This is a genomic window from Stenotrophomonas sp. YJH_SMC_54 (assembly GCF_059368435.1).
On the sequence record NZ_JCAFRS010000007.1, the window covers coordinates 81,804 to 104,038 of the forward strand.

At 67.7% G+C, this 22,235-nt stretch carries 19 protein-coding genes; 9 read left to right on the forward strand and 10 right to left on the reverse strand.

Annotation, left to right across the window (positions count from 1 at the left end):
* The first annotated feature begins 148 nt into the window (after window positions 1-148).
* Entirely contained in the window at window positions 149-2,242 is a 2,094-nt protein-coding gene (locus tag AC5P5S_RS10210) for a TonB-dependent receptor family protein (RefSeq protein ID WP_231336666.1), read from the forward strand.
* 156 nt (window positions 2,243-2,398) lie between these two features.
* On the opposite strand, the gene AC5P5S_RS10215 is transcribed toward AC5P5S_RS10210, so the two are convergent.
* Window positions 2,399-2,737 carry a hypothetical protein gene (locus tag AC5P5S_RS10215; protein ID WP_005411772.1) on the reverse strand — a complete coding sequence of 113 codons (339 nt, stop codon included), beginning with the start codon at window positions 2,735-2,737 and terminating at the stop codon, window positions 2,399-2,401.
* Between the two features lie 147 nt (window positions 2,738-2,884).
* Between AC5P5S_RS10215 and AC5P5S_RS10220 the strand changes: the two genes are divergently transcribed.
* The 3 genes from AC5P5S_RS10220 to ligD all read left to right on the forward strand — a co-directional run bounded on the left by AC5P5S_RS10220 (window position 2,885) and on the right by ligD (window position 6,858).
* Window positions 2,885-3,283, forward strand: a complete 399-nt coding sequence (locus AC5P5S_RS10220; protein ID WP_231336667.1) for a hypothetical protein — start codon at window positions 2,885-2,887, stop codon at window positions 3,281-3,283.
* Window positions 3,284-3,447: 164 nt separating this feature from the next.
* On the forward strand, window positions 3,448-4,368 hold the full coding sequence (gene ku, locus AC5P5S_RS10225) for a non-homologous end joining protein Ku (RefSeq protein WP_005411774.1): 921 nt from the start codon (window positions 3,448-3,450) through the stop codon (window positions 4,366-4,368).
* A 3-nt stretch (window positions 4,369-4,371) separates the two neighbouring features.
* A complete protein-coding gene (ligD, locus tag AC5P5S_RS10230; RefSeq protein ID WP_231336668.1) occupies window positions 4,372-6,858 on the forward strand; it encodes a DNA ligase D in 2,487 nt (828 codons plus the stop codon).
* Between the two features lie 71 nt (window positions 6,859-6,929).
* Here ligD and AC5P5S_RS10235 read toward each other — a convergent pair whose 3' ends face one another.
* The 4 genes from AC5P5S_RS10235 to AC5P5S_RS10250 all read right to left on the reverse strand — a co-directional run bounded on the left by AC5P5S_RS10235 (window position 6,930) and on the right by AC5P5S_RS10250 (window position 9,957).
* Window positions 6,930-7,322, reverse strand: coding sequence for a hypothetical protein (locus AC5P5S_RS10235; protein WP_005411776.1), 393 nt, complete (start codon window positions 7,320-7,322; stop codon window positions 6,930-6,932).
* Window positions 7,323-7,489: 167 nt separating this feature from the next.
* The gene (adhP, locus tag AC5P5S_RS10240; RefSeq protein WP_005411777.1) at window positions 7,490-8,518 is read right to left on the reverse strand and encodes an alcohol dehydrogenase AdhP; all 1,029 of its coding nucleotides are present in this window, start codon (window positions 8,516-8,518) and stop codon (window positions 7,490-7,492) included.
* A 96-nt stretch (window positions 8,519-8,614) separates the two neighbouring features.
* Window positions 8,615-9,253, reverse strand: coding sequence for a bifunctional 4-hydroxy-2-oxoglutarate aldolase/2-dehydro-3-deoxy-phosphogluconate aldolase (gene eda, locus AC5P5S_RS10245; protein WP_005411778.1), 639 nt, complete (start codon window positions 9,251-9,253; stop codon window positions 8,615-8,617).
* A gap of 113 nt (window positions 9,254-9,366) precedes the next feature.
* On the reverse strand, window positions 9,367-9,957 hold the full coding sequence (locus AC5P5S_RS10250; protein ID WP_005411799.1) for a cysteine dioxygenase family protein: 591 nt from the start codon (window positions 9,955-9,957) through the stop codon (window positions 9,367-9,369).
* 238 nt (window positions 9,958-10,195) lie between these two features.
* Here AC5P5S_RS10250 and AC5P5S_RS10255 point away from each other — a divergent pair, with 238 nt between their 5' ends.
* A complete protein-coding gene (locus AC5P5S_RS10255) occupies window positions 10,196-11,251 on the forward strand; it encodes a LacI family DNA-binding transcriptional regulator (protein ID WP_231336669.1) in 1,056 nt (351 codons plus the stop codon).
* A gap of 110 nt (window positions 11,252-11,361) precedes the next feature.
* On the opposite strand, the gene phhA is transcribed toward AC5P5S_RS10255, so the two are convergent.
* On the reverse strand, window positions 11,362-12,255 hold the full coding sequence (gene phhA / locus AC5P5S_RS10260) for a phenylalanine 4-monooxygenase (RefSeq protein ID WP_049402965.1): 894 nt from the start codon (window positions 12,253-12,255) through the stop codon (window positions 11,362-11,364).
* Between the two features lie 125 nt (window positions 12,256-12,380).
* On the opposite strand from phhA, the gene AC5P5S_RS10265 reads away from it, so the two are divergent.
* Window positions 12,381-12,866 (forward strand): Lrp/AsnC family transcriptional regulator, encoded by a 486-nt coding sequence (locus AC5P5S_RS10265; protein ID WP_005411782.1) that lies wholly within the window; start codon window positions 12,381-12,383, stop codon window positions 12,864-12,866.
* 39 nt (window positions 12,867-12,905) lie between these two features.
* Here AC5P5S_RS10265 and AC5P5S_RS10270 read toward each other — a convergent pair whose 3' ends face one another.
* Window positions 12,906-13,898 (reverse strand): patatin-like phospholipase family protein, encoded by a 993-nt coding sequence (locus AC5P5S_RS10270; protein WP_005411784.1) that lies wholly within the window; start codon window positions 13,896-13,898, stop codon window positions 12,906-12,908.
* Window positions 13,899-14,382: 484 nt separating this feature from the next.
* On the reverse strand, window positions 14,383-15,399 hold the full coding sequence (locus tag AC5P5S_RS10275; protein ID WP_005407480.1) for a TIGR00266 family protein: 1,017 nt from the start codon (window positions 15,397-15,399) through the stop codon (window positions 14,383-14,385).
* Between the two features lie 158 nt (window positions 15,400-15,557).
* On the opposite strand from AC5P5S_RS10275, the gene AC5P5S_RS10280 reads away from it, so the two are divergent.
* The gene (locus AC5P5S_RS10280) at window positions 15,558-17,828 is read left to right on the forward strand and encodes a TonB-dependent receptor (RefSeq protein ID WP_099530021.1); all 2,271 of its coding nucleotides are present in this window, start codon (window positions 15,558-15,560) and stop codon (window positions 17,826-17,828) included.
* A gap of 112 nt (window positions 17,829-17,940) precedes the next feature.
* On the opposite strand, the gene AC5P5S_RS10285 is transcribed toward AC5P5S_RS10280, so the two are convergent.
* Window positions 17,941-18,780 carry an acid phosphatase gene (locus AC5P5S_RS10285; protein WP_005411807.1) on the reverse strand — a complete coding sequence of 280 codons (840 nt, stop codon included), beginning with the start codon at window positions 18,778-18,780 and terminating at the stop codon, window positions 17,941-17,943.
* A 262-nt stretch (window positions 18,781-19,042) separates the two neighbouring features.
* On the opposite strand from AC5P5S_RS10285, the gene AC5P5S_RS10290 reads away from it, so the two are divergent.
* Together AC5P5S_RS10290 and AC5P5S_RS10295 are read left to right on the forward strand one after the other, a co-directional pair.
* Window positions 19,043-19,921, forward strand: coding sequence for a lipase family protein (locus AC5P5S_RS10290; RefSeq protein WP_005407483.1), 879 nt, complete (start codon window positions 19,043-19,045; stop codon window positions 19,919-19,921).
* A gap of 11 nt (window positions 19,922-19,932) precedes the next feature.
* A complete protein-coding gene (locus AC5P5S_RS10295; protein ID WP_012478681.1) occupies window positions 19,933-21,135 on the forward strand; it encodes a DUF4785 domain-containing protein in 1,203 nt (400 codons plus the stop codon).
* Between the two features lie 183 nt (window positions 21,136-21,318).
* Here AC5P5S_RS10295 and AC5P5S_RS10300 read toward each other — a convergent pair whose 3' ends face one another.
* On the reverse strand, window positions 21,319-22,140 hold the full coding sequence (locus AC5P5S_RS10300; protein ID WP_005407485.1) for an ABC transporter ATP-binding protein: 822 nt from the start codon (window positions 22,138-22,140) through the stop codon (window positions 21,319-21,321).
* Window positions 22,141-22,235: the final 95 nt, after the last annotated feature.

Consider the following 22,235-nt stretch of genomic DNA (forward strand, 5'->3'; position numbering starts at 1 on the left):
AAAGGGGGAGGAAGTGCGCTACGCGGTCCGCGGCTTTTCGGCCGGAAACAGCCCATCGTAACAAAGCCTGCCGAGGCTGGCCGCCGCCATCGTCATCCGCAGCCCCGTACCATGGCGTGCGTTGCCGCCCGATCCATCAACCTGAATCATGAATCCCGCCGCACGACGCCGTTGCCTGCCGCTGTCCGCCCTGCTGCTGTCGCCCTGGACGGCGGTGGCCGAGCCTGCGCCCACCGCCCTGCCTGCGGTGCAGGTACAGGCCGCCCGGGTGCCAGGCATCGATCCGTTCGCGCTGCCGGCCAGCCAGGACACGGTCTGGATCGACGCCAGCCGCGCGGGCACCGGCGCGCAGCTGTCTGAGGCCTTGGCTGGGGTCCCCGGACTGTTGGCGCGCGACCGGCAGAACTTCGCCCAGGACACGCAGCTGTCGATCCGTGGCTTCGGCGCGCGCTCGACCTTCGGGGTGCGCGGGGTGCGGGTGTTGATCGACGGCGTGCCGGCGACCATGCCTGACGGCCAGGGTCAGCTGTCGCATGCCAGCCTGTTGGGCGCCGAGCGCATCGACGTGCTGCGCGGGCCGTTCTCGGCGTTGTACGGCAATTCCTCCGGCGGCGTGCTGCAGGTCTGGAGCGCGCAGGGCCAGGCCGGCGACCCGTGGCGGTTGCGCGTGAATGCCGGCGCCGACAACACGCTCAGTGTCGGTGCGCAGCTGAAGGGTGCCGGTCAAGTGCTGGACTACAACATCGCCGCCAATCACTTCCGCACCGATGGCTGGCGGGACCATAGCCGCGCGCGCCGTGAATCGCTCAACGCACGCATCGGTGGAGAGCTGGGCGGTGGGCGGCTGGAGCTGCTGCTCAATGCGCTTGACGCCCCCGATGCGCAGGATCCGCTGGGCCTGACCCGTGCCCAGGTGGCGGCTGATCCGCGCCAGGCCTCGGCAGTCGCGCACCAGTACAACACCCGCAAAACCGTGCGCCAGCAGCAGGCCGGCCTGCGCTGGACCCGTGAAACGGGAGCGCAGCGCTGGCAATTGATGGGCTATGCCGGCCAGCGCGCGGTACGCCAGTACCTGCCGATTCCGCCGGCACCCCAGACCAACAGCCCGCTGCATGCCGGCGGCGTGATCGATCTGCAGGGCGGCTATGGCGGGCTGGACGCGCGCTGGGGCTGGCACGGTGATCTGGCCGGGCGACCGCTGGATCTGGTGGCCGGGCTCAGCGCCGACCGCCAGCGCCAGCACCGCACCGGCTTCGAGAACTTCATCGGCAGCGCCCTGGGCGTGCGTGGGCGGCTGCGTCGTGACCAGATCGACGTCGTGCAGAACGTGGATCAGTTCACCCAGGCCTGGTGGCAATGGAGCCCGCGTTGGTCGCTGCTGGCCGGGCTGCGCCACAGCGCCGTGCGATTCGAATCGAATGACCGCTACATCGTCGGCGCCAACCCCGACGACAGTGGCCACCGCCGCTACCAGGCGACCACGCCGGTGGCAGGCGTCAGCTTCGAGGCCAGCCCGCAGTGGCGGCTGCACGCGGCCGTGGGGCGTGGTTTCGAGACCCCCACCTTCAACGAACTGGGCTATCGCGCCGACGGCCAAGCCGGGCTGGCACTGGATCTGGCCGCCGCGCGCAGCCGCTCCATCGAGGTTGGCAGCAAGTGGCACGCACAGGATGGAACCCAGCTCGATGTCAGCCTGTTCCGTGCAGATACCGACGACGAGCTGGCCGTTGCCAGCAATATCAGCGGACGCAGCACCTACCGCAACATAGGCCGCACCCGCCGCCAGGGGCTGGAACTGCAGTACCGACAGCCGCTGGCCGAGCACTTGGAACTGCAGCTGGCGTGGACCTGGCTGCAGGCGCAGGTGCGCTCGCCGTACCTGACCTCGAACACCCTGGTCGCTGCAGGCAGCCGCCTGCCCGGCGTGCCGCGCCAGCAGGCCTTCGCCCGGCTGCAGTGGAGCCCTGCCGATTGGCAGTGGGCGCTGGAGGCAATGGCCAGCAGCGATACCGTGGTCAATGACGTGGCCACCGAGCGCGCGCCGGGCTACGCCCTGCTGCACCTGGAAGCCGGCCGTCGATGGACGCTGCCGGGCGGCGAGCTGCGCGCCTTCGCCAGGCTGGAGAACGTGCTGGACCAGGCCTACATCGGCTCGGTGATCGTCAATGACGGCAATGGTCGCTTCTACGAGCCGGGACCGGGACGGCGAGCCAACGTCGGCCTGCAATGGTCGTGGCGTTGAGTTGGTAGTGCCGGCCGCTGGCCGGCATCGCTTTGTGTAGGGCAGCCCAGACGTTGCCGGCCAGCGGCCGGCACTACCCCGTAAATCGGGGGCCCTGGCCGGCATCGCGCCGCGCAGGGCGTCAGGAGGCTGCCGGCCAGCGGCCGGCACTACCGGTCAGTCGGGGGCCTTGGCTGGCACGAACGGCGAGGTCGGGTCGCTGGCCGGGAAGGTCTCCTCCAGCGCCTCGTCCTGGTTGTCGCTGGCGCGCTGCTTGCGTTCACGGCGCTTGAGCGGGCTCTCCTGGCCACCGCGATGGCGGTCGCCGCCATCCTTGCGGTCCTGGGCCGCCTGTTCAGCCTCGTGCTTCACCGGCAGGTGGTCGTGCTCGGCATCGAAGAACGGCGCGCCGGTGCCGCGGTAGTCGGCGTTGTCGGCATCGCGCTTGCCGCGCTGCTCGCCGGGAATGGGCGGGTGGTTCTCCCGCAGCGGGTCTCGCGAGGTCTCTCGGCTCATGGTCTGGTACCTGCCCTTGGGGGGATTCCACTACACCGCCCCGCAGGTAAAGCCGTTGCGAACTTGGCGTCATGAACATCTCGCTCACCCCCCGGTAACGGCACCGCGCGTATTCCTGCCCACCCGCCCCCGCTGCAGGAGCCGGCCATGCCCCGTCTTGAACGACCCGCACCGTCCGTGTTCAACGCCCTGCTCGATCCGCTCGGCCAGCGCAGCGCGCAGCGCCGTACGCGTCGCCATGAAGACCCCCAGGCGGTGGCGCAGGACTACCTGCAGTACATGCTCAGCGACTACGAGGAGCGCCGCGGGCAGAGCCACCGGAACTGGCGCGACCTGTGCCCGGTGTATGCCTTCGCGTTGACCACGCATGCCGCGGATTGGCCACGCGGTGATGCCGTCGATACCTGCGAGGAACTGGCCGAGCACTGGGAACAGATGCGCGGGCAGTCACGCTTGGGCTGGTCGCAGGCGCGGCCGGTGGTGGAAGACGCCTGGCGCGCGCTGGACCATATTCCGGCGGCGGCGGTGAGGCCGTTGCTGCAGTAGTGCCGGCCGCTGGCCGGCAACCCCAGGAAACTTCAGGCCGCGAGCTCTGCCGGCCAGCGGCCGGCACTACCGCATCTGCGTAGAACCCACGTGCACGGTATCGACACGGGTGGTTTACACCGCCCATCCGAAGCTGGATGCCCTGCCCCGCCAAAGGTACGCCCATGGCCCGCCCGATCTGGACCGGCACGCTGTCGTTTGGCCTGCTCAACGTGCCGGTGTCGCTGATGTCCGGCGAACGCAAGGTCGACCTGCAGTTCCGCATGCTCGATTCCCGCGATCGCAAACCGATCCGTTTCGAACGGGTCAACGCCGACACCGGCGAGGAGGTGCCCTGGAAGGACATCGTCAAAGCCTATGAGTACGACAAGGGCAGTTATGTCGTGCTGGAGGAAGGTGATATCCGCTCGGCCGCGCCTGAAAGCCACGAAGCGGTGGAGGTGGAATCATTCGTGGATGCGGCGCAGATCGACCCGCGCTATTACGAGAAACCGTATCTGCTGGTGCCCGGCAAGAAGGCCGAGAAAGGCTATGTGCTGCTGCGCGAAACGTTGCGCAGCACCGGCAAGGTGGGCATCGCGCGGGTGGTGGTGCGTACGCGCGAATACCTGTGTGCGGTGATGCCGCATGAGGACGCGCTGGTGCTGATGATCCTGCGCTATCCGCAGGAACTGGTGGATCCCGAGGACTACAAGCTGCCCACCGGAAAACTGTCCGACTACCGCATCACCAGCAAGGAAACGGCGATGGCCGAGCAGTTGATCGAGTCGATGGCCGGCGACTGGGATCCGTCGCAGTACCACGATGAATTCCGCGAGCGCCTGCAGCAGGTGTTGAACAAGCGCATCAAATCCAAGGGCGGCACCACGCGGGTGGACGATGAGCCGGCACCGCGGGAGGACGCCAGTACCAATGTGGTCGACTTCATGGCGCTGCTGCAGAAGAGCCTGGATGCGAACAAGCGAACGCCAGCGAAGAAGGCCGCAACGCGCAAAGCAGCCGCCAAGTCGCCAGTGAAGAAGGCCGCAAAGAAGACAACGAAGAAGGCTGCAAAGAAGACCGCACCCCGACGCAAGGCGGGGTGAGCCATGTCGTTGCACCAGTATCGGCGCAAACGCCGGCTTGGCGGTGGCGCCGGGCAGACAACGGAGCCCGACGACACGCCCGCACCGGGCGACCCGAAGCGGCGGCCGACCTTTGTCATCCAGCTGCACCATGCCAGCTCGCGTCACTATGACTTCCGCCTGGAAATGGACGGCGTACTGAAGAGCTGGGCGGTGCCCAAGGGGCCTTCCCTGCGCGTCGGTGAAAAGCGGCTGGCCGTGGAAGTGGAAGACCATCCGTTGTCCTACGCCGGTTTCGAGGGAGACATTCCTGAAGGTCACTATGGTGCGGGCCACGTGGAAGTCTTCGATCACGGCACCTGGGCCTGTGAAGGCGATCCACTGCAGGCACTGGCGGCGGGCAAGATCGACTTCGTGCTGCATGGACAACGCCTGGCCGGTGGCTGGAAGCTGGTGCGGACCGCGATGAAAGGACGCCAGGTGCAGTGGCTGTTGATCAAGCGCGGTGACGGGGAAGCGCGCGACGCGGAGGCGGATGACCTGCTGACGGCACCGATGCCGAAACGAACACCTGCGGCGAAGAAGCGTTCCGCGGACAAGACGGCGCGAGCTGCACCCGTCGCACGCACGACCACACGCAAGGCCGATGTGCGCTGGCATGCACGCGCGCTGCAACTGCACGGCGCACGTGACGCACCCTACCCGCATGCATTCAAACCGCAGTTGACCGATCATCGCGACAGTGCGCCGGACGGCGACCGCTGGCTTCACGAAATCAAGTGGGATGGCTATCGCCTGCTGGCTGATCTGCACGATGGCGAGGTCAGGCTGCGCTCCCGCAATGGTCTGGATTGGACCGATGATTTTCCCGAAGTGGTGCAGGCCGTGCAGGCGCTGCCGGTGCGCGATGCACGCCTGGACGGCGAACTGGTGGTGCTGGACAAGGAAGGACGCAGTGACTTCGCAGCGTTGCAGCGGGTGATCGACGGCAGTTCGAAGCAACCGCTGCGCTACATCGTGTTCGATCTTCCGGGCGTGGCTGGAGCGGATATCAGTCGTGCGCCGTTGCTGGAGCGCAAAGCACTCCTGAAAGAGCTCATTGGGCCGGCGCCTGGCACCCTGGCCTTCAGCGAGCACGTGATCGACCATGGCCCGCAGGTGTTCGTTGCCAGTGGCAAGGCCGGATTCGAAGGCATCGTCAGCAAGCAGGTGGATGCCCCGTACGTGAATACCCGCGCGCGCAGCTGGGTGAAGGTGAAGCACGAAGACACCGACGAGTTCCTGATCGTCGGCTACACGGCACCCAAGGGTTCACGGGTGGGGTTCGGCTCGCTGCTGCTGGCGACGCCGGACAAGGGCGGCTTGCGCTATGTGGGCCGCGTTGGCACCGGTTTCGACGACCAAAGCCTGCGCGCGCTGCTCAAGGCACTGCAGCCCTTGGCGGTGAAGACGCCCGTGCTGCAGCTGCCGGCGCATGTGCCGTTCCGCGCTGCCAGCGTACGCTGGGTGAAGCCGGTGGCGGTTGCCGAGGTGGCCTTCCGTGGCTGGGGCAAGGAAGGCCTGCTGCGCCAGGCCAGTTTCAAGCGACTGCGCAGCGACAAGCAGAAGGAGGACCTGGGAATGAGCACCGCAGATGCCGAAACCGGAGGCGAGGTCGAGATCACTCATCCGGAGCGGGTGGTGTTTCCAAGGCAGAAACTGCGCAAGGGTGACGTGGCCGACTACTACCAGCGCATGGCGCGCTGGATCCTGCCCGAGATTGCCGGACGTCCGCTGTCACTGCTGCGCTGCCCGGACGGCGTGGGCAAGGCCTGCTTCTTCCAGAAGCACCATGGCCCCGGCCTGGGGGACGCGGTACATGCGGTACCCCTGCAGCAGAAGAGCGGCCGCGAGGATTACGTCTACGTCGACGATGCGCGGGGCCTGCTGCAGCTGGTGCAGATGAATACCCTGGAACTGCATCCGTGGGGCGCAACCGTGGCCGATCCCGAGCACCCGGATCGTCTGGTGTTCGATCTCGACCCCGGCGAAGGGGTGAGCTGGGCACAGGTGAAGGCCGCTGCGCGCGATGTCCGTGACCGCCTGCAGGAGGTGGGCCTGCAGAGCTTCGTGCGGCTGTCCGGCGGCAAGGGCGTGCACGTGGTGGTGCCGCTGCAGCCCAAGGCTGGCTGGGACGAGGCCAAGGCGTTCTGCGAGGCGTTCGCGCAGGCAATGGCGCTGGAGCAGCCTGATCGCTACGTGGCGACGATGAGCAAGGCCAAGCGCGGCGGCGTGATCTTCATCGATTGGCTGCGCAACACACGCGGTGCCACCAGCGTGTGTTCGTGGTCGCTGCGCGCGCGCGATGCTGCCGGCGTGGCGGTGCCGCTGCGCTGGGAAGAACTGGCCCGGGTGAGCGCGGCCGACGCGTTTCCGATGGCCAAGGCGCTGGCGCGCGCCAAGCGGCTGAAGGGTGACCCATGGCAGGGCATCGCGCGGTTGAAGCAGAGGCTGCCGTCGCTGAAGCGGTAGTGCCGGCCGCTGGCCGGCAACCTCGGCCATCCTGCAGTTGCCGGCCCGCGGCCGGCACTACCTGCATGCGCTCAGCGCAGATCGCGCGAGGGGCGGCGGCCGAACCACCAGCCCACCAGCAGCTGCAACGGCAGCGATGCCAACAGCGAAATGACGAACCAGAACGGGAAGTCCGCACCCGCCGTCCACATCGCGTAGCCACAGCCCAGCGCGATCAGCGACCAGATCGAGAAGCCATGTGAACGCGGCCAGCACGGCGCGTAATAGGTGGCGAAGGAAATGCCGGCGACGCCACCGAGTACGCTGAAGGCCAGGTCCCACCCCAGCTGCACGCTGTTGCTGTCCGGCGACAGGCCCAGCAACGGCGGCAGCCAGCCGGCGACGCTGCTGACCAGCGCAAGCGACAGCACGCCGCCGATCAGGGCGACGATGGACAGGAACAGGGTCTTGAGCAGGCCAGGCATGCGCGTATTGTACGGCTGCCACAGAGTGCCCGCGTTGCCGGCCAGCGGCCGGCACTACCGAACCGACTGGGGTCTTGCCGGCCAGCGGCCGGCACTACCGATGGATCGGCATGGCCGCCGTGCCCGTGGGAGAGGGGTACGGAGCAGCGGCGGCCATGCACAGGCAGTCAGGCGGCGAAGTCGAGCACCACGCGGCCTTCGATGGTGCCCGCGTGCATGCGCGCGAACACGTCGTTGATGTTCTCCAGGCGGTCGGTGCTGACCGTGGCTGCGACCTTGCCTTCGGCGGCGAACTGCAGTGACTCCTGCAGATCCAGCCGGGTGCCGACGATCGAGCCGCGCACGGTGATGCCGTTGAGCACCATGCCGAAGATGTCCAGCGGGAAGTTGCCGGGCGGCAGGCCATTGAGCGACACGGTGCCACCGCGGCGGACCATGCCCAGAGCCTGTTCGAACGCCTTGGGCGACACTGCGGTGACCAGGGCGCCGTGCGCACCGCCGATCTCCTTCTTCAGGAATGCGGCCGGATCGGTGGTACGCGCGTTCACGGTGATCTGCGCGCCGAGCTGCCGGGCCAATGCCAGCTTGTTGTCGTCCACGTCCACCGCAGCCACGTTCAGGCCCATCGCACGGGCGTACTGCACCGCCATGTGGCCCAGGCCACCGATGCCGGAAACCGCCACCCAGTCCCCGGGCTTGGTGTCGGTCACCTTCAGGCCCTTGTAGACGGTCACGCCGGCGCACAACACCGGCGCGATCTCGACGAAGCCCACTTCCTTCGGAAGCAGGCCGACATAGTTGGCATCGGCCAGTGCGTACTCGGCGAAGCCGCCGTTGACCGAGTAACCGGTGTTGCGCTGCGTCTCGCACAGCGTTTCCCAGCCACCCAGGCAGTGTTCGCAATGGCCACACGCCGAGTACAACCAGGGGATGCCGACCCTGTCGCCTTCCTTGACGTGCCCTACCCCGCCTCCCACGGCCACGACGTGCCCCACGCCCTCGTGGCCGGGGATGAACGGCGGGTTCGGTTTCACCGGCCAGTCGCCCTCGGCGGCGTGCAGGTCGGTGTGGCAGACGCCACAGGCCTCGATCCTGACCAGCACCTCGCCCGCCCCCGGGCGCGGTACCGAGACTTCCTCGATGACCAGCGGCTTGCCGAACTCGCGTACGACGGCGGCCTTCATGGTGGATTGCATGTTCGGATCTCCGCAGTGCGCTTGCCCACAGAATGACGCCGGCTCGAGGCCGGCGCTTTGATCACGATCAAACCTTTGAAGATCCGTGCAGCAGGTTCAGCTGGCCAGCACCGATGCTTCGCGCGCCAGTCGTTCGATGGCGTCCCAGTCACGGGTCTGCAGCAGCGCCGGGGTGGTCAGCCACGAGCCGCCCACGCACAGCACGTTGGGCAGGTGCAGGAACTGTGGCGCGGTCTGCGCGCTGATGCCACCGGTCGGGCAGAACCGCACGTCGGCAAACGGGCCGTGCCAGGCCGCCAGCAACGCAGCGCCACCGGCCTGCACCGCCGGGAAGAACTTGAAGGTGTCCGTGCCGTGCTCCAGGCCCAGGATCAGGTCCGAGGCGGTGGCGGCACCGGGCAGGTACGGCAGGTCGGCATCGCGCGCGGCGGCATACAGCGCCGGCGTTGCACCGGGCGACACCGCGAAGCGCGCGCCGGCCTGCTTCGCCGCCTGCATCTGCGTGGCGTTGAGCACGGTGCCGGCGCCGATGACAGCATCGGGCACGGCCTCGACCATGGCCTTGATCGCATCCAGCGCCTGCGGCGTGCGCAGCGTCACTTCGATCACCGGCAGGCCGCCGCGGAACAGCGCCTGGGCCACTTCGACCGCCTCATTCACATCTTCGGGGGTGTACACCGGAATCACCGGTGCCAGCTTCAACAGCGCGCGCAGGCGCGGATCAGCGCTGGACATGGTCTTGCTCCTTGCCCGATGGGGCATCGCGGATCGCCGCCGGGTCCGGCAGCGCAGCGGCGCATGATGCCATGCGCGCTGCAAAGGTGCTGGTACCCTGCCCTGCGGCGGATTCAGACTGCGTCGGCCTGCAGTGCCTGGATGCGGCGCTGGTACCAGTCACCCCCAAGCGGGTCGAACACCGCGGAACGTTCCATCGGCGCTTCGTATACATGCACCGAAATGGCCAGGGCTTCATCGCTGGCATTGCGCAGGGTGTGGTATTCGTGAGGTGGAATGAGGCTGCCGGCGCTGCCGCAGCCCCCGCGCAGCGCGGCGTGGCGTCGGAAGCGCCAGCGTTCGCCGGCGCATTCCAGCAGCTCGTAACGGGTGATCTCCAGTTCCCCCAACCACACGCCCTCCACACACCACATGGCATCGTGGTCGTGCAGCGGCGTGCCCTGCCCTGGGCCCCAGCTCATGGCAATCACGCTGTAGCCGTGTTCCTGGCTGTGGTACAGCGGGCGTCGCGCGTAATGATCACTGACCGGACGGTGCACGCATTCGGGTAGCTCGATGCGGCTGTCCGCAATGGCTTCCTGCAGCGCCAGCTGCAGGTCGGCGGTGATGCGCCCGGCATCACCGGAGGTCATCGCCGCGTCGACTGCGGCGATCAACCGGTCGCGGCCACGGAACGCCGGAAACGGAGAAGTCTGCAGGTCCATGCCCCGACTGTAGCGGAGCATGGTTAAGGGAATGTTGGTGTTCGCGCGCGTGGCACCCGCATTCATGGCAAGCACGCGTGAAAAACGGTTCAGATGCAAACGCAGTAGAGCGATCACAATGGAACCCCACGCGGTGGAACGTGTCGAACACGGTCTGTGCCGCTCCAGCTGCGACATTCCGCAACTTCGCGCCCGACGGGCGCAAGGCTAGAATTCTCCGACTTACCTGGTTCTATACATGTCAGTGCGAAATATGAGCGATGCCGCGTTGCCGGCATCGAAAGGCAAGGCTGCCACGATCAACGACATCGCACGACTGTCGGGAGTTTCCAAGAAAACGGTTTCAAGAATCATCAACAACTCGCCGCTGGTGCGCAAAGACACCCGCGACAAGGTCGAGGCGTTGATGCGCGAGGTCGGTTACGTGCCCGACCCCCTGGCGCGCGGACTCGCGTTCCGCCGCTCCTTCCTGATCGGGCTGGTGTACGACGACCCCGGCGCCCAATGCATTGTCGACCTGCAGCACGGCGCGCTGGAAGCGCTGCGCGGCACCGGCTATGAGCTGGTGGTGCATCCCTGCGACAGCCAGGACCCGGAGTGCGCGCAGGGCGTGCGCCGCTTCGTGCAGCAGCAGAAGCTGCATGGGGTGATCCTCGGCCCGCGTGCATCCGAATCGGTTGCACTCGCGCAGATGCTGGACGACATCGACTGCCGCTACGTGCGGATCAACGCGCATGCGTCGGAAGAAGACGTGCAGGCGGTGGTCACCCACGATCGCGATGGCGCGGCAGCAGCAGCGGGCTACCTGCTCTCGCTCGGCCACCGCGACATCGCGGTGATCGCCGGACCGGGTGACCGGCGCGCGGCGCGTGAGCGTACCCATGGCTTCCTTGACCGGTTGGCCCAGGTGGGGCTGACCTTGCCGGGCGAGCGCGTGCTGGAAGCGGGCGACACCTTCGAATCCGGCGTGCATGCCGCCGAACGGTTGCTGCTGGGGGAACGCCGCCCCAGTGCGATCTTCGCCGGCAACGACGAGATGGCGGCCGGTGTCTACCAGGTCGCGCTGCGTGCGGGCATCGCGGTGCCGCAGCAGCTGTCGATCGTCAGCTACGACGACAGCCCGCTGGCGTCGCGGCTGTGGCCGCCTCTGACCTCGGTGCGTCGCCATGTGTCCGATATCGGCCGCGTGGCCGCGTCGATGCTGGTGCAGGCCGACGTGCCGGATGCGCCGACCGCAGCCAGCGTGCATCCGCAGTTGATGGTGCGCGGTTCCTGCCGCGCCGTGGACGCCTGAGTGCCCTGCCCTCGCCTGCGCCGCTGCAATGGCGCAGGCAGGCAACAACGAAAACGGCGCATCCAGGTGCGCCGTTTTCCTTTCAATGCGAAGCGCTGTACGTCGTGCGCTTACACGTCCCCGCCGTCGGCCCAGCCATCACCCGTGCCCTTCTGGAACACGCGGTCATCGCCCTGCACGTCACCGGCCGGCAGATGCGCCTGGCTGGCCAGTGCCGCGTAGATCGGGGTGAAGTCCGGCGACGTCGCCTGCATCAGCTGTTCGAAGCTGTCGATGACGAAGTAGGTCTTCTGGAAGGTGTCGATGCGGTACTTCGTGCGCATGATCCGCTGCAGGTCGAAGCCGATGCGGTTGGGCGCGGCCGATTCCAGCGAGTACAGCGACTCGCCCTTCGACGACACGATGCCGGCGCCGTAGATGCGCAGGCCCTCGGGCGTGTCGATCAGGCCGAATTCCACCGTGTACCAGTACAGGCGCGTGAGGTTCTGCAGCGCGTCCGGGCCGATCGCATGGGCTTTGACGCCGCCACGGCCGTACGCCTCCATGTAGTCGGCGAACACCGGGTTCATCAGCAGCGGCACGTGGCCGAACAGATCGTGGAACAGGTCCGGCTCGGCGATGTAATCAATCTGGTCCGGGCGACGGATCCACCAGGTCACCGGAAAACGGCGATTGGCCAGGTGGTCGAAGAAATCCAGTTCCGGCAGCAGGCCTTCAACGCCGACCAGGGTCCAGCCGGTGGCGGCGCCCAGTACTTCGTTGAGCTGGTCGAAGCGCGGAATCATGTGCGCGCTCATGCCCATCTCGTCCTGTGCATCCAGGAACTCCTGGCAGGCGCGGCCGACCAGCAGCTCACGCTGGCGCTGGTACAGCGTGCTCCAGGTGGCGTGGTCGTCGGCGGTATAGGTGTCCCACGGCTGCTCGACGAGCGCGGTGGTGTACACCGGCACGTAGCCCTTGTCGGTCTGCTGGTGTTCGACGCGGCGGGGCTGGGCGAGGTCCATGGGGCACTCCTTGACGGGATGCCTACGATGCTAGGGCAGAGCACGCGCAACAGGGTTGCAAAAGTTGCGCCCGTTGGCCCTGTTGGCGCAATATCCTTGCGTACTCACCATGTTGCGGGGCAACAATGGCCGGAGAAGTCCAGTTTGATCGCACGGATATACGCCTGCTGGCTGAAATCCAGCGGGATGGGCGCGCCACCAACGCCGAACTGGCGGCGCGGGTGAATCTTTCTCCTTCGGCCTGCCTGCGGCGGTTGCAGCGGCTGGAAAGCGAGGGTGTGATCGTCGGCTATGGCGCGCGGCTGGAGCCGCGGCAGCTGCGGCTGGGCCTGCAGGCCTTCGTGCGCGTGCAGCTGGAAAAGCACGACCAGGCCGCCATCGGCCACTTCGTGGACAGCGTGCAAGCGTGGGACGAGGTGGTGGCCTGCCATGCGCTGACCGGCGACATGGACTACCTGCTGCACGTCTACGTGCGCGACCTGGAGCACTTCTCGCGCTTCCTGCTGGACCGGTTGCTCAACGCCGGTGGCGTGGCTGATGCCAATTCCAGCTTCGTGCTGCGCACGGTGAAGGGTTTCCAGGCACTGCCGCTTTCGCAGCTGGAGTCCTGAGCGGCCACCGGGCATGCCCGGTGGCCAGGCATCAAGGGATCAGCACTTGTCCTTGCGGCCCATCAGCTTGCCCAGGCGCGAGGCTTCCTCGCACTTGGGGGCAGCCACCGGCGCCGGTGCAGCGGCGGCGGCACGCGCGCGCTGCAGCTGCTGGATCCTGGCGCGGATCTGCGGCATCGCGGCCATCGCGGCCTTTTCGCCTTCCAGGATCGCCGTGCCGCGCTGGCTGAAATCGGCAGCGCCGATGTCCAGCACCTTCGGCCGGATGACGATGTCGGCCCGCGCCAGTTCCTGCTCGCCCAGGCGCTGGCCCATGATCGAGATGGACTGGTTGACGATGCCCAGCATGTCGGTCGGCGCCTTGCCGCTGGCCTTGCTGGAGATGTCCACGGCGATCACGAAGTCGGCGCCGAGCTGGCGCGCGGCATCCACCGGTACCGGGCTGACCACGCCGCCATCGATGTAGTTGCGACCACCGATCTTCACCGGTTCGAACACGCCGGGAATGCTGCTCGACGCACGCACCGCCTGGCCGACGTTGCCGCGCACGAAGATCGCGCGCTCGCCGGTTTCCAGCTGGGTGGCGACGGCGGCGAACGGCTTCTTCAGGCGTTCGGCCGGACGGTTGGCAACCTGTTCGTTGACGTAGTCCTGCAGCTTCTGGCCCTGCACCAGGCCACCGGAGAACAGCCGCACGTCGCGGATGCTGGCTTCATCCAGCGCCACCGCCTTGCTCTGCATCTGGAACGCGTCCATGCCGCTGGCGTACAGCGCGCCGACCACGCTGCCGGCACTGGTGCCGGACACCACCGCCGGTTCGAAGCCATTGGCCTCCAGCATCTTGATCACGCCGATGTGGGCAAAGCCCTTGGCCGCGCCACCGCCGAGTGCGATGCCGATCTTCACCGGCTTGGCCTGTGGCACCACGGTCGGCGCCGGCGGCGGCGTAGGGCGGACCGGATCGCCACCGCAGCCGGCCAGCAGGCCGATCAGGGCGACGGACAGCAGCATGCGGGGGCGGAACAGGCTCATCGGCAGTGCGCTCGCGGCGCCGGATTCAGGAAAGGGCGCCAGCATACCGAAGCCGTGGCGGGGCGGGCAGGGTGGGAAATATCGCCCATTCATAAAGGTAGTGCCGGCCGCTGGCCGGCAACCATAGGGAAACTGGCAACGGTCCATGGGGCTGCCGGCCAGCGGCCGGCACTACCGGGATGCGCGCCAAGGTCCATGGGGTTGCCGGCCAGCGGCCGGCACTACCGGGATGCGTGCCAAGGTCCATGGGGCTGCCGGCCAGCGGCCGGCACTACCGGGATGCGTGCCAAGGTCCATGGGGCTGCCGGCCAGCGGCCGGCACTACCGGGATGCGCGCCAAGGTCCATGGGGTTGCCGGCCAGCGGCCGGCACTACCGGGATGCGCTCCAAGGTCCATGGGGTTGCCGGCCAGCGGCCGGCACTACCGGGATGCGTGCCAAGGTCCATGGGGCTGCCGGCCAGCGGCCGGCACGACCGGAGGCGGTCAGAAGCGGTTGTCGCCGTCCAGCATCCGGCCCAGGCCGCCCAATACCGAACCCTCGCCGCGGTTCTGGCCACCGCCCTGCGGCGCGGCCATCCACATGCGGCCAGCCAGGCGCGAGAACGGCAGCGACTGCAGCCAGACCTTGCCTGGGCCGGTCAGCGTGGCCAGGAACACGCCCTCGCCGCCGAACAGCATGCTCTTGATGCCCGCAACACGGCGCACGTCCATGTCCACGGTCGGGTGGTAGGCCACCACGCAGCCGGTATCCACGTCCAGGCGCTCGCCGGCAGCCAGCTCGCGTTCCACCACACAGCCGCCGGCGTGGATGAACACCCAGCCGTCGCCTTCCAGCTTCTGCATGATGAAACCCTCACCACCGAACAGGCCGGTCATGATCTTGCGCTGGAACTGCACGCCGATCTGCACGCCGCGCGCACCGGCCAGGAAGCTGTCCTTCTGGCAGATCAGGCGGCCGCCGTGCTGGTCCAGTTTCATCGCCAGCACCGTGCCCGGGTAGGGCGCGGCGAAGGCGACCTTGCCCTTGCCGTGCCCGCTCTGCGTGTAGACGGTGGCGAACAGGCTCTCGCCGGTCAGCACGCGCTTGCCGGCGGCCATCACCTTGCCCATGAAGCCGCCGCCCTGGTCGCCGTTGGCGGCGCCGAACACCGTGTCCATCTGTACCGTGGCGTCCTTGAACATCAATGCGCCGGCCTCGGCGATGGCGCTCTCGCCGGGGTCGAGCTCGATCTCCACGAACTGCATTTCATGGCCGACGATGCGGAACTCGATGTCGTCGGCGCGGCCGCTGGCGCCGACGGGGACCGGCGGTGGGGTGTTGGGCATGCCCGGGGCCACCGCCTGCAGCTCGGCCACCTCGGCGATCGGTGTCCACCCGCTCATGCCCTGGCACCAGGCCAGCGCGCGCGGATTGGCCTGCGCGTAGCGGCGCGCGGCCTCGTCATCAAGCGGGCCGATGCGCTCGGCCTGGGCGGAGGCATGGAAGTACCACTGGGTCATGGCGGCGGGTCCGTCGCGTTGGAAACCCCGAGTCTAGCGAGCGCCCGGGGGCGCCGGCGACGGGGCCATGAACGGCGGGCATTTGCGGCGTAGGTGCTGTATTGCAACAATTATCTGGTAGCGCCGTTTTACCACCCCTCCAAACACAGCCTACCGCCATGTCCCCGACCCGTACTTCCCGTGGCCGCCTTCCGGTCGCGCGCCCCCTCGTTGCCGCTCTTTCCGCCCTGCTGCCGCTGGTAGCAGCCGCTCAGGAAACCCCCGCCGCCAAGGATCCGGTTGCCCTCGATGCCCTGCAGGTGACCGCGCAGCGCCGCGTCGAGAACGCCAAGGACGTACCGGTCGCGCTGAGCGCGATCCAGGGCGAGAAGCTGGATGTGCTCGGCTCGGCCGGCGATGACATCCGCTTCCTGGCCGCGCGCGTGCCCAGCCTCAACATCGAGTCGTCCTACGGCCGTGCCTTCCCGCGCTTCTACATCCGTGGCCTGGGCAACACCGATTTCGACCTCAATGCTTCGCAGCCGGTGTCGCTGGTGTATGACGACGTGGTGCAGGAAAGCCCGCTGCTGAAGGGCTTCCCGCTGTTCGACCTGGCCAACGTGGAAGTGCTGCGTGGCCCGCAGGGCACGCTGTTCGGCCGCAACACCCCGGCCGGCGTGGTCAAGTTCGATTCGGCGCGACCGTCGCAGGATGCCGACGGCTACGTGCGCGTGGGCTACGGCAGCTACAACAGCTGGAACGTGCAGGGCGCCTACGGCGGCCCGCTGACCGACCGCTGGTCGGCACGTGTCTCGGCGATCTACCAGCGCCGCGATGACTGGGTCGACAACACCCGCGCCGGTGCCCCCAACAGTGGTTTCGAAGGCTATGACGAAGCCGCCGGCCGCGTGCAGTTCCTGTACGAAGGCGACGACTTCGAAGCGCTGTTCAACCTGCACAAGCGCAAGCTCAACGGCACCGCCCGCCTGTTCCGCGCCAACATCATCCAGAAGGGTGGCAATTCGCTGGTCGAGAACTTCGACCGCGACAAGGTGGCCAACGACGGCGTCAACTTCTCCGACCTGGAAACCTGGGGCGGCAGCGCGCGCCTGCAGTGGAACCTCGGCTCGGTGACGCTGCACTCGATCACCGGTTATGAAACCGCCGAATCGCTCAACCGCGGTGATATCGACGGCGGCTACGGCGCGGCCTTCCTCGGTGCCGGCAACTACGGCCCGGGCCTGATTCCATTCTCGTCGGAGTCGGCCGACGGCCTGCCGCACCACCGCCAGTGGACGCAGGAAGTGCGGATCGAGTCCAACGAGTGGGGCCGCTTCGACTGGCAGGCCGGCGTCTTCTACTTCGATGAAGACGTGACCATCAACAACTTCAACTACGACTCGCTGACCCCGGGCAATCCACAGACCGGCCACGTGGTGCAGAACCAGCGCAACAAGGCGTGGGCGGTGTTCGCTTCGGGCGACTTCGATGTCACCGATCGCTTCAAGCTGCGCGCCGGCGTGCGCTACACCCAGGACAAGAAGGACTTCAGCGCCAGCGTGCTGCAGGCCGTTCCGTTCGGCACCCCAGTCAGCGGCCCGTACCTGGCCAACACCGACGTCAACGACGTCAGCTGGGATGTCAGCGGCGTCTACAAGCTGACCGACGACATCAACGCCTACGCCCGCGTGGCCAAGGGCTTCCGCGCGCCGTCGATCCAGGGCCGCCTGGCCTTCGCGCCGGGCCTGTCGCAGGCCGACTCGGAGAAGGTCATCTCGTATGAAGCCGGCATCAAGGCCGACCTGTTCGAGCGCCGCGCGCGCCTGGGCCTGAGCGTGTTCCGCTACAACGTCGATGGCCAGCAGCTGATCGCGGTGGGTGGCAGCAACAACACCGCCACCCTGCTCAACGCCGACAAGACCATCGGCCAGGGCGTGGAACTGGACCTGGAAGCCTACCTGGCCGACAACGTCCTGCTGACCTTCGGCAGCAGCTACAACGACACCGAGATCAAGGACAAGAACCTGGCGGTGGCGATCTGCGGCGGTGGCTGCACCATCAACGACCCGACCACGGTGATCAACGGCCAGACCTATGCGCTGGTGAACGGCAACCCGCTGCCGCAGGCGCCGAAGTGGATCCACAACGCGACCCTGCGCGTGGGCTTCCCGCTCAGCGATGGCAGCGAGCTGTACGCCTACACCGACTGGGCCTACCGCAGCGCGGTGAACTTCTTCATCTACGAGTCTCCGGAATTCCGCGGCCGTAGTTCGCTCGAAGGCGGCCTGCGCCTGGGCTACAACTGGGATTACGGCCAGTACGACGTAGCCGTGTTCGGCCGCAACCTGACCAACCAGACCCGCGTGGTCGGTGCGATCGACTTCAACAACCTGACCGGCTTCCTCAACGAGCCGCGTACCTGGGGCGTGGAGTTCACCGCGAAGTTCTGATGCGGTGGCTGCGTTGATGCAATGAAGAAGGGCCGGCGCAATGCCGGCCCTTCTTCCTTACGCCCATTGGTAGTGCCGGCCGCTGGCCGGCAACGAGTGATCCGGCGCGCGCTTACAGCGCGCTCTGCGGGCGCACCTTCAGCACCGCATTCTCGGTAGTGCAATCGCGGCTGGAGTGCAGGCCGGCCTTGCGTGCGGCGGCGATTTCCTTGCGTGCGGCCAGCAGGTCCTTGTTGAACGCAGCGTTGTCGTGCAGGCGGGCCACCGCGGCGGCGCCCATGAAGCGACCTTCGAGGATGTCGCTCTGCCAGTGCACGTTGCAGACCAGGCGGCTCTCGCCGTAGTTGCGGCCACGGGCCTGGATGGCATCGGCGCGGTCCGGCGCGATCTCGGACAGGATCAGTGCCCAGGCCCAACCGATCGAGGTGTGGCCGGACGGGTAGGAACCGTTCTTGCGCAGGCCTTCCTCGTCCTTCGGCGAGCAGGTCGGTTCACCGTTGACCATGAACGGGCGCGGGCGCTGGTAGTGGTTCTTGGCCGCCTTGGTCGCCGCACTGGCGTCGATCCGGCTGCGTTCCAGCAGGCGATACAGCGCCGGGGTCTTCACCGCATCGACGTCGATGTCGGCGGCGCAGGAGAAGTGGTTGGCGCCTTCGGGGAAACCGAGTTCCGCATCGACACCGGCCTGGGCGAAGCGCGGGCTGCCACGCAGCGCGCGGGCTTCACGGCTGACCTGCTCGTCCAGGGCGAGCGCGGCCGAACCGGCCACCGGTGGTGCCGGTACCAGGTCGAGGCTGGCCGGAACCGCGCTCTTGTCCAGATAGCCCACCGCCTTGGTGGTGATGTTGGCTTCGACGGCGGTCGGCTTGGTGGCGGTGGCGGCACAACCGGCCAGGGCCGCGACGACGGCAAGGCCGAGCAGCGGGCGGGCAGGGTGGGAAATCAGCGACATGGACAGGCTCCGGGAGAGAAAACAACGCGCCATGATCGCAGCCCCCATACGACACTGCAGTGGCCATCGGTCATACGGCCAGACCCGGCATGGTCATTGTCGCGATATGAAAAGCGTCATCGTTTGACGTCAGTCTCCTGATTCCGGGCGCAGCGCACGGACTTTCACGCCGTTGCACCGCGAGCATCGGCACAACGGCAAGCGCCAGGGCCGTCCAGTTCCAGCCGGGTCGGGGGGATCCGAAGACAGAGGGAGAGAAGCGATGCGCAGCACCGCAACAGGAAGTACCGTCCTGGCCCTGCTCCTCGGGCTTGCAACAGCGCCGGCGCAGGCCGCCGACGTGGTCGGCGTGGCCTTCGTGCATGGCACCGGCGCGCAGACCAACGCCACCCAGGACTACTGGCAGCCGGCGATCATCGACACCGTGCGCCAGGGCCTGCCGAACAGCAGCAACTACGTGGTCATCAACTGTGACTTCACCCAGTACATGTGGAAGCCCGAAGCTGCCGGTTGCCTGGCCAACCAGCTGACCAGCTTCATCGACAGCCGTGGCATCACCCAGCTGGTGGTGATCACCCATTCCAACGGCGGCAATGTGGTGCGCTGGATCCTGTCCAACCCGACCTACGACAGCCGCTATCCGAAGATCATCCGCACGGTGCGCAAGGTCACCGCGCTGGCACCTTCCTCGGCGGGTACGCCGTTGGCCGATGCGGTACTCAACGGCAACACCTTTGAAACCTCGCTGGGCTGGCTGCTGGGCTACAAGAACGACGCGGTGCGCCAGCAGCAGGTGGCGAGCATGGCCACCTACAACGCGCAGAACCTGTATGGCACGGCCGGTCGCCCAGCGCTGCCCAAGCCGTTCCGCGCGGTGGTCGGTAGCGACGTGGAATCGGCGGTGTGGGACAGCAACAGTTACTGCGGCGGCTATGCCGCCAACGTCGGCCTGGAGTTCACCCAGAACTGGCTGTCGTCCTGCTCCGATGGCTTCCTGGAGTGCAGCAGCCAGAAGGCCGCCGGCACCACCTGGTTCACCGACAAGGCGCGTACCCAGGGCGCAGAACCGCTCAGCCACAACCAGAGCCGCCGCGAGTGCTTCGGCCTCGGCACCCTGCTGCGCAACGACCTGACCCAGTGAGGGAGACGACCATGACGATTCAATCCACCCTGCTGGCCGGCGCCGTGCTGGCAGCACTGTCCCTTTCCGCAGCGCAGGCCGCGCAGCCGCTGCAGGCCGCCCGCGCAGGCGACCAGGTGCCCGCGGCGCTGGTTGCCGCGCCGTTGCCGGCCGATGACAGCGAACGCGCACCGCTGTCCTTCGCCTGGGCCTTGGACCCGGCGCAATCGTTGCAGGCGGCGACTCCGTATGCCTCGGTCAGCCGCAGCTACTGGCAGCAGGTCGATGGCACGCAACTGCAGCGCGGCCTCGATCTACCGCTGACGGCCGCCGATGCGGTGATCCAGCTGAGCCCGGCAGAAGGCGCGCGTGCAGTGCCGGCCAACTCGCTGCAGGTGCGCGACCCGGCAGGCCGCAGCAGCGTGGCCCGCAGTGTCGACGCGCGCGCGCTGCAGGAGGCCGGTATGCCGGTGAGTGATGGCAGCAGCATGCTGCGTACCGGCGCGACCAGTGCGGCCGGTGCGTACACGCTGCAGAGCGCGCAGGCACAGGGCCGCTACGTGGTGCAGGTACTGGAGCCGAACAGTCCGCTGCGGCTGGAGGTGCAGGCCAACCAAGGGCAGGTGCTGGCCGGTGGCAACCTGCAGCTGCAGGCGCGCCTGCTGGAAGACGGCGCTACTCCCGCAACGCTGGCCTCACGCCGCAGCAGCCTGGGCGGTGAAGCGTTGCTGGTTGCGCCGGACGGCCGCAGCTGGCCGCAGCGCCTGCTGCGCACCACCGATGGTGCCCTGCGTGCGCAGGTGCGGATTCCGGCTGATGTCGGCAACGCGCAGGGGTTGTGGGAGCTGCAGGTGTTCGCCCAGGCCGATGGTGTGTTGCGCGATGGCAAGGTCGCCTTCGCGGTGGCGCGTCCGACCGCGCGCTTCAGTGGCCAGGCGGCGCCGGACCCGGCCAGTCGACAGGTCGCACTGCCATTGCAGGTAGCCGCCGCTGGCCGCTACGAGGCGCGTGGCACGCTGTATGCCACCGGCCGCGATGGCCAGCTGAAGCCGGTCGCGCAGGCGCATGCGGCCGCGTGGTTCGATGGTCCGGGGCGTGGCCAGCTGGTGCTGCCGTTCGACCAGGCCGCATTGCCGGCCGGTTTCGGTGCGCCGTATGAGCTGCGCGACCTGCAGCTGCAGGATCAGAGCCGGATGGCACCGATCGAGTCACGCGCGCTGGCGTTGAGGTTCTGAGCAAGGCGGTGGCGGGCCGGAACATCCGGCCCGCTGCACCGGCATGGCGACGGAATGGCATCGCGACGGGAATGGCGTGACGGCGGGAATGACATCACGACGGGAATGACACCACGACGGGGTAGAGTCGGTCTCCCAGGCCTGTCGGTTTCCAGGCTCCTTGTTTCCCCCGAGGGCTCCGCCTCACCCCGCGTACGCGGTCAGCCGGCCTTCCTGCTCGCATACGGTGATCGCGCCACCGAACACCGCCGACAGCGGCGCGCTGCGCAGCAGCTCGGCGCGGGTGCCATCAGCCAGCACACGGCCGTCGCGCAGCAGCACCACGCGTTCGATCTCGGGAATGATCTCTTCGATGTGGTGGGTCACCAGCACCAGGGTGATGCCCTGCTGGGCGAGCACCCGCATGGTCGCCACCAGCTGCTCGCGGGCGACCAGGTCCAGTCCGGTGGAGGGTTCGTCCAGCAGCAGTGCCTGCGGCCGATTGACCAGCGCGCGGGCGATCAGCACGCGGCGGGTCTCGCCGGCCGACAGCTCGGCATAGGCGCGTTCGCGCAGGGACAGGGCGCCGGTCATCGCCAGTGTCTCGCCGACGCGCGTGCGCATGTCGGCGGTCACTTCGCGGAAGGCCGGCACCACGTAGCTGGCGAAGAAGCCGGACAGCACCGCCTGTTCCACGGTCAGCCCGGGCATGTCGGCCAGGTTGCTGCTGAGGTCGCCGGTGACGATGCCCAGCTGCGAACGCAGCCGGTCCACCTGCCAGCGGTTCTGGCCCAGCACCTTCACCGCTACCGAGCCGTCTCCCTGTGCAAGGGGATACAGTTCGCGGGTGATCAGCTTGATGAAGGTCGACTTGCCGCAGCCGTTGGGGCCGAGCAGGGCGGTGTGCTGGCCCTGCGCAATGCGCAGGCTGAGCCCGTGCAGCACCTTCACCTGGCCGCGCACCACGGTGGCGCGGTCCAGTTCGATCAAGGGGGGCAGCTCCGCAACAGACGGAGCGGCAGCCATGGTGCTGGCGCGTGGATCAAGGCTCGACAACTCAGGTCCCCAACTGTGAACGGTGCCACGGATGACGGTGGCAATCACCGCCGCAGGGATGCAGT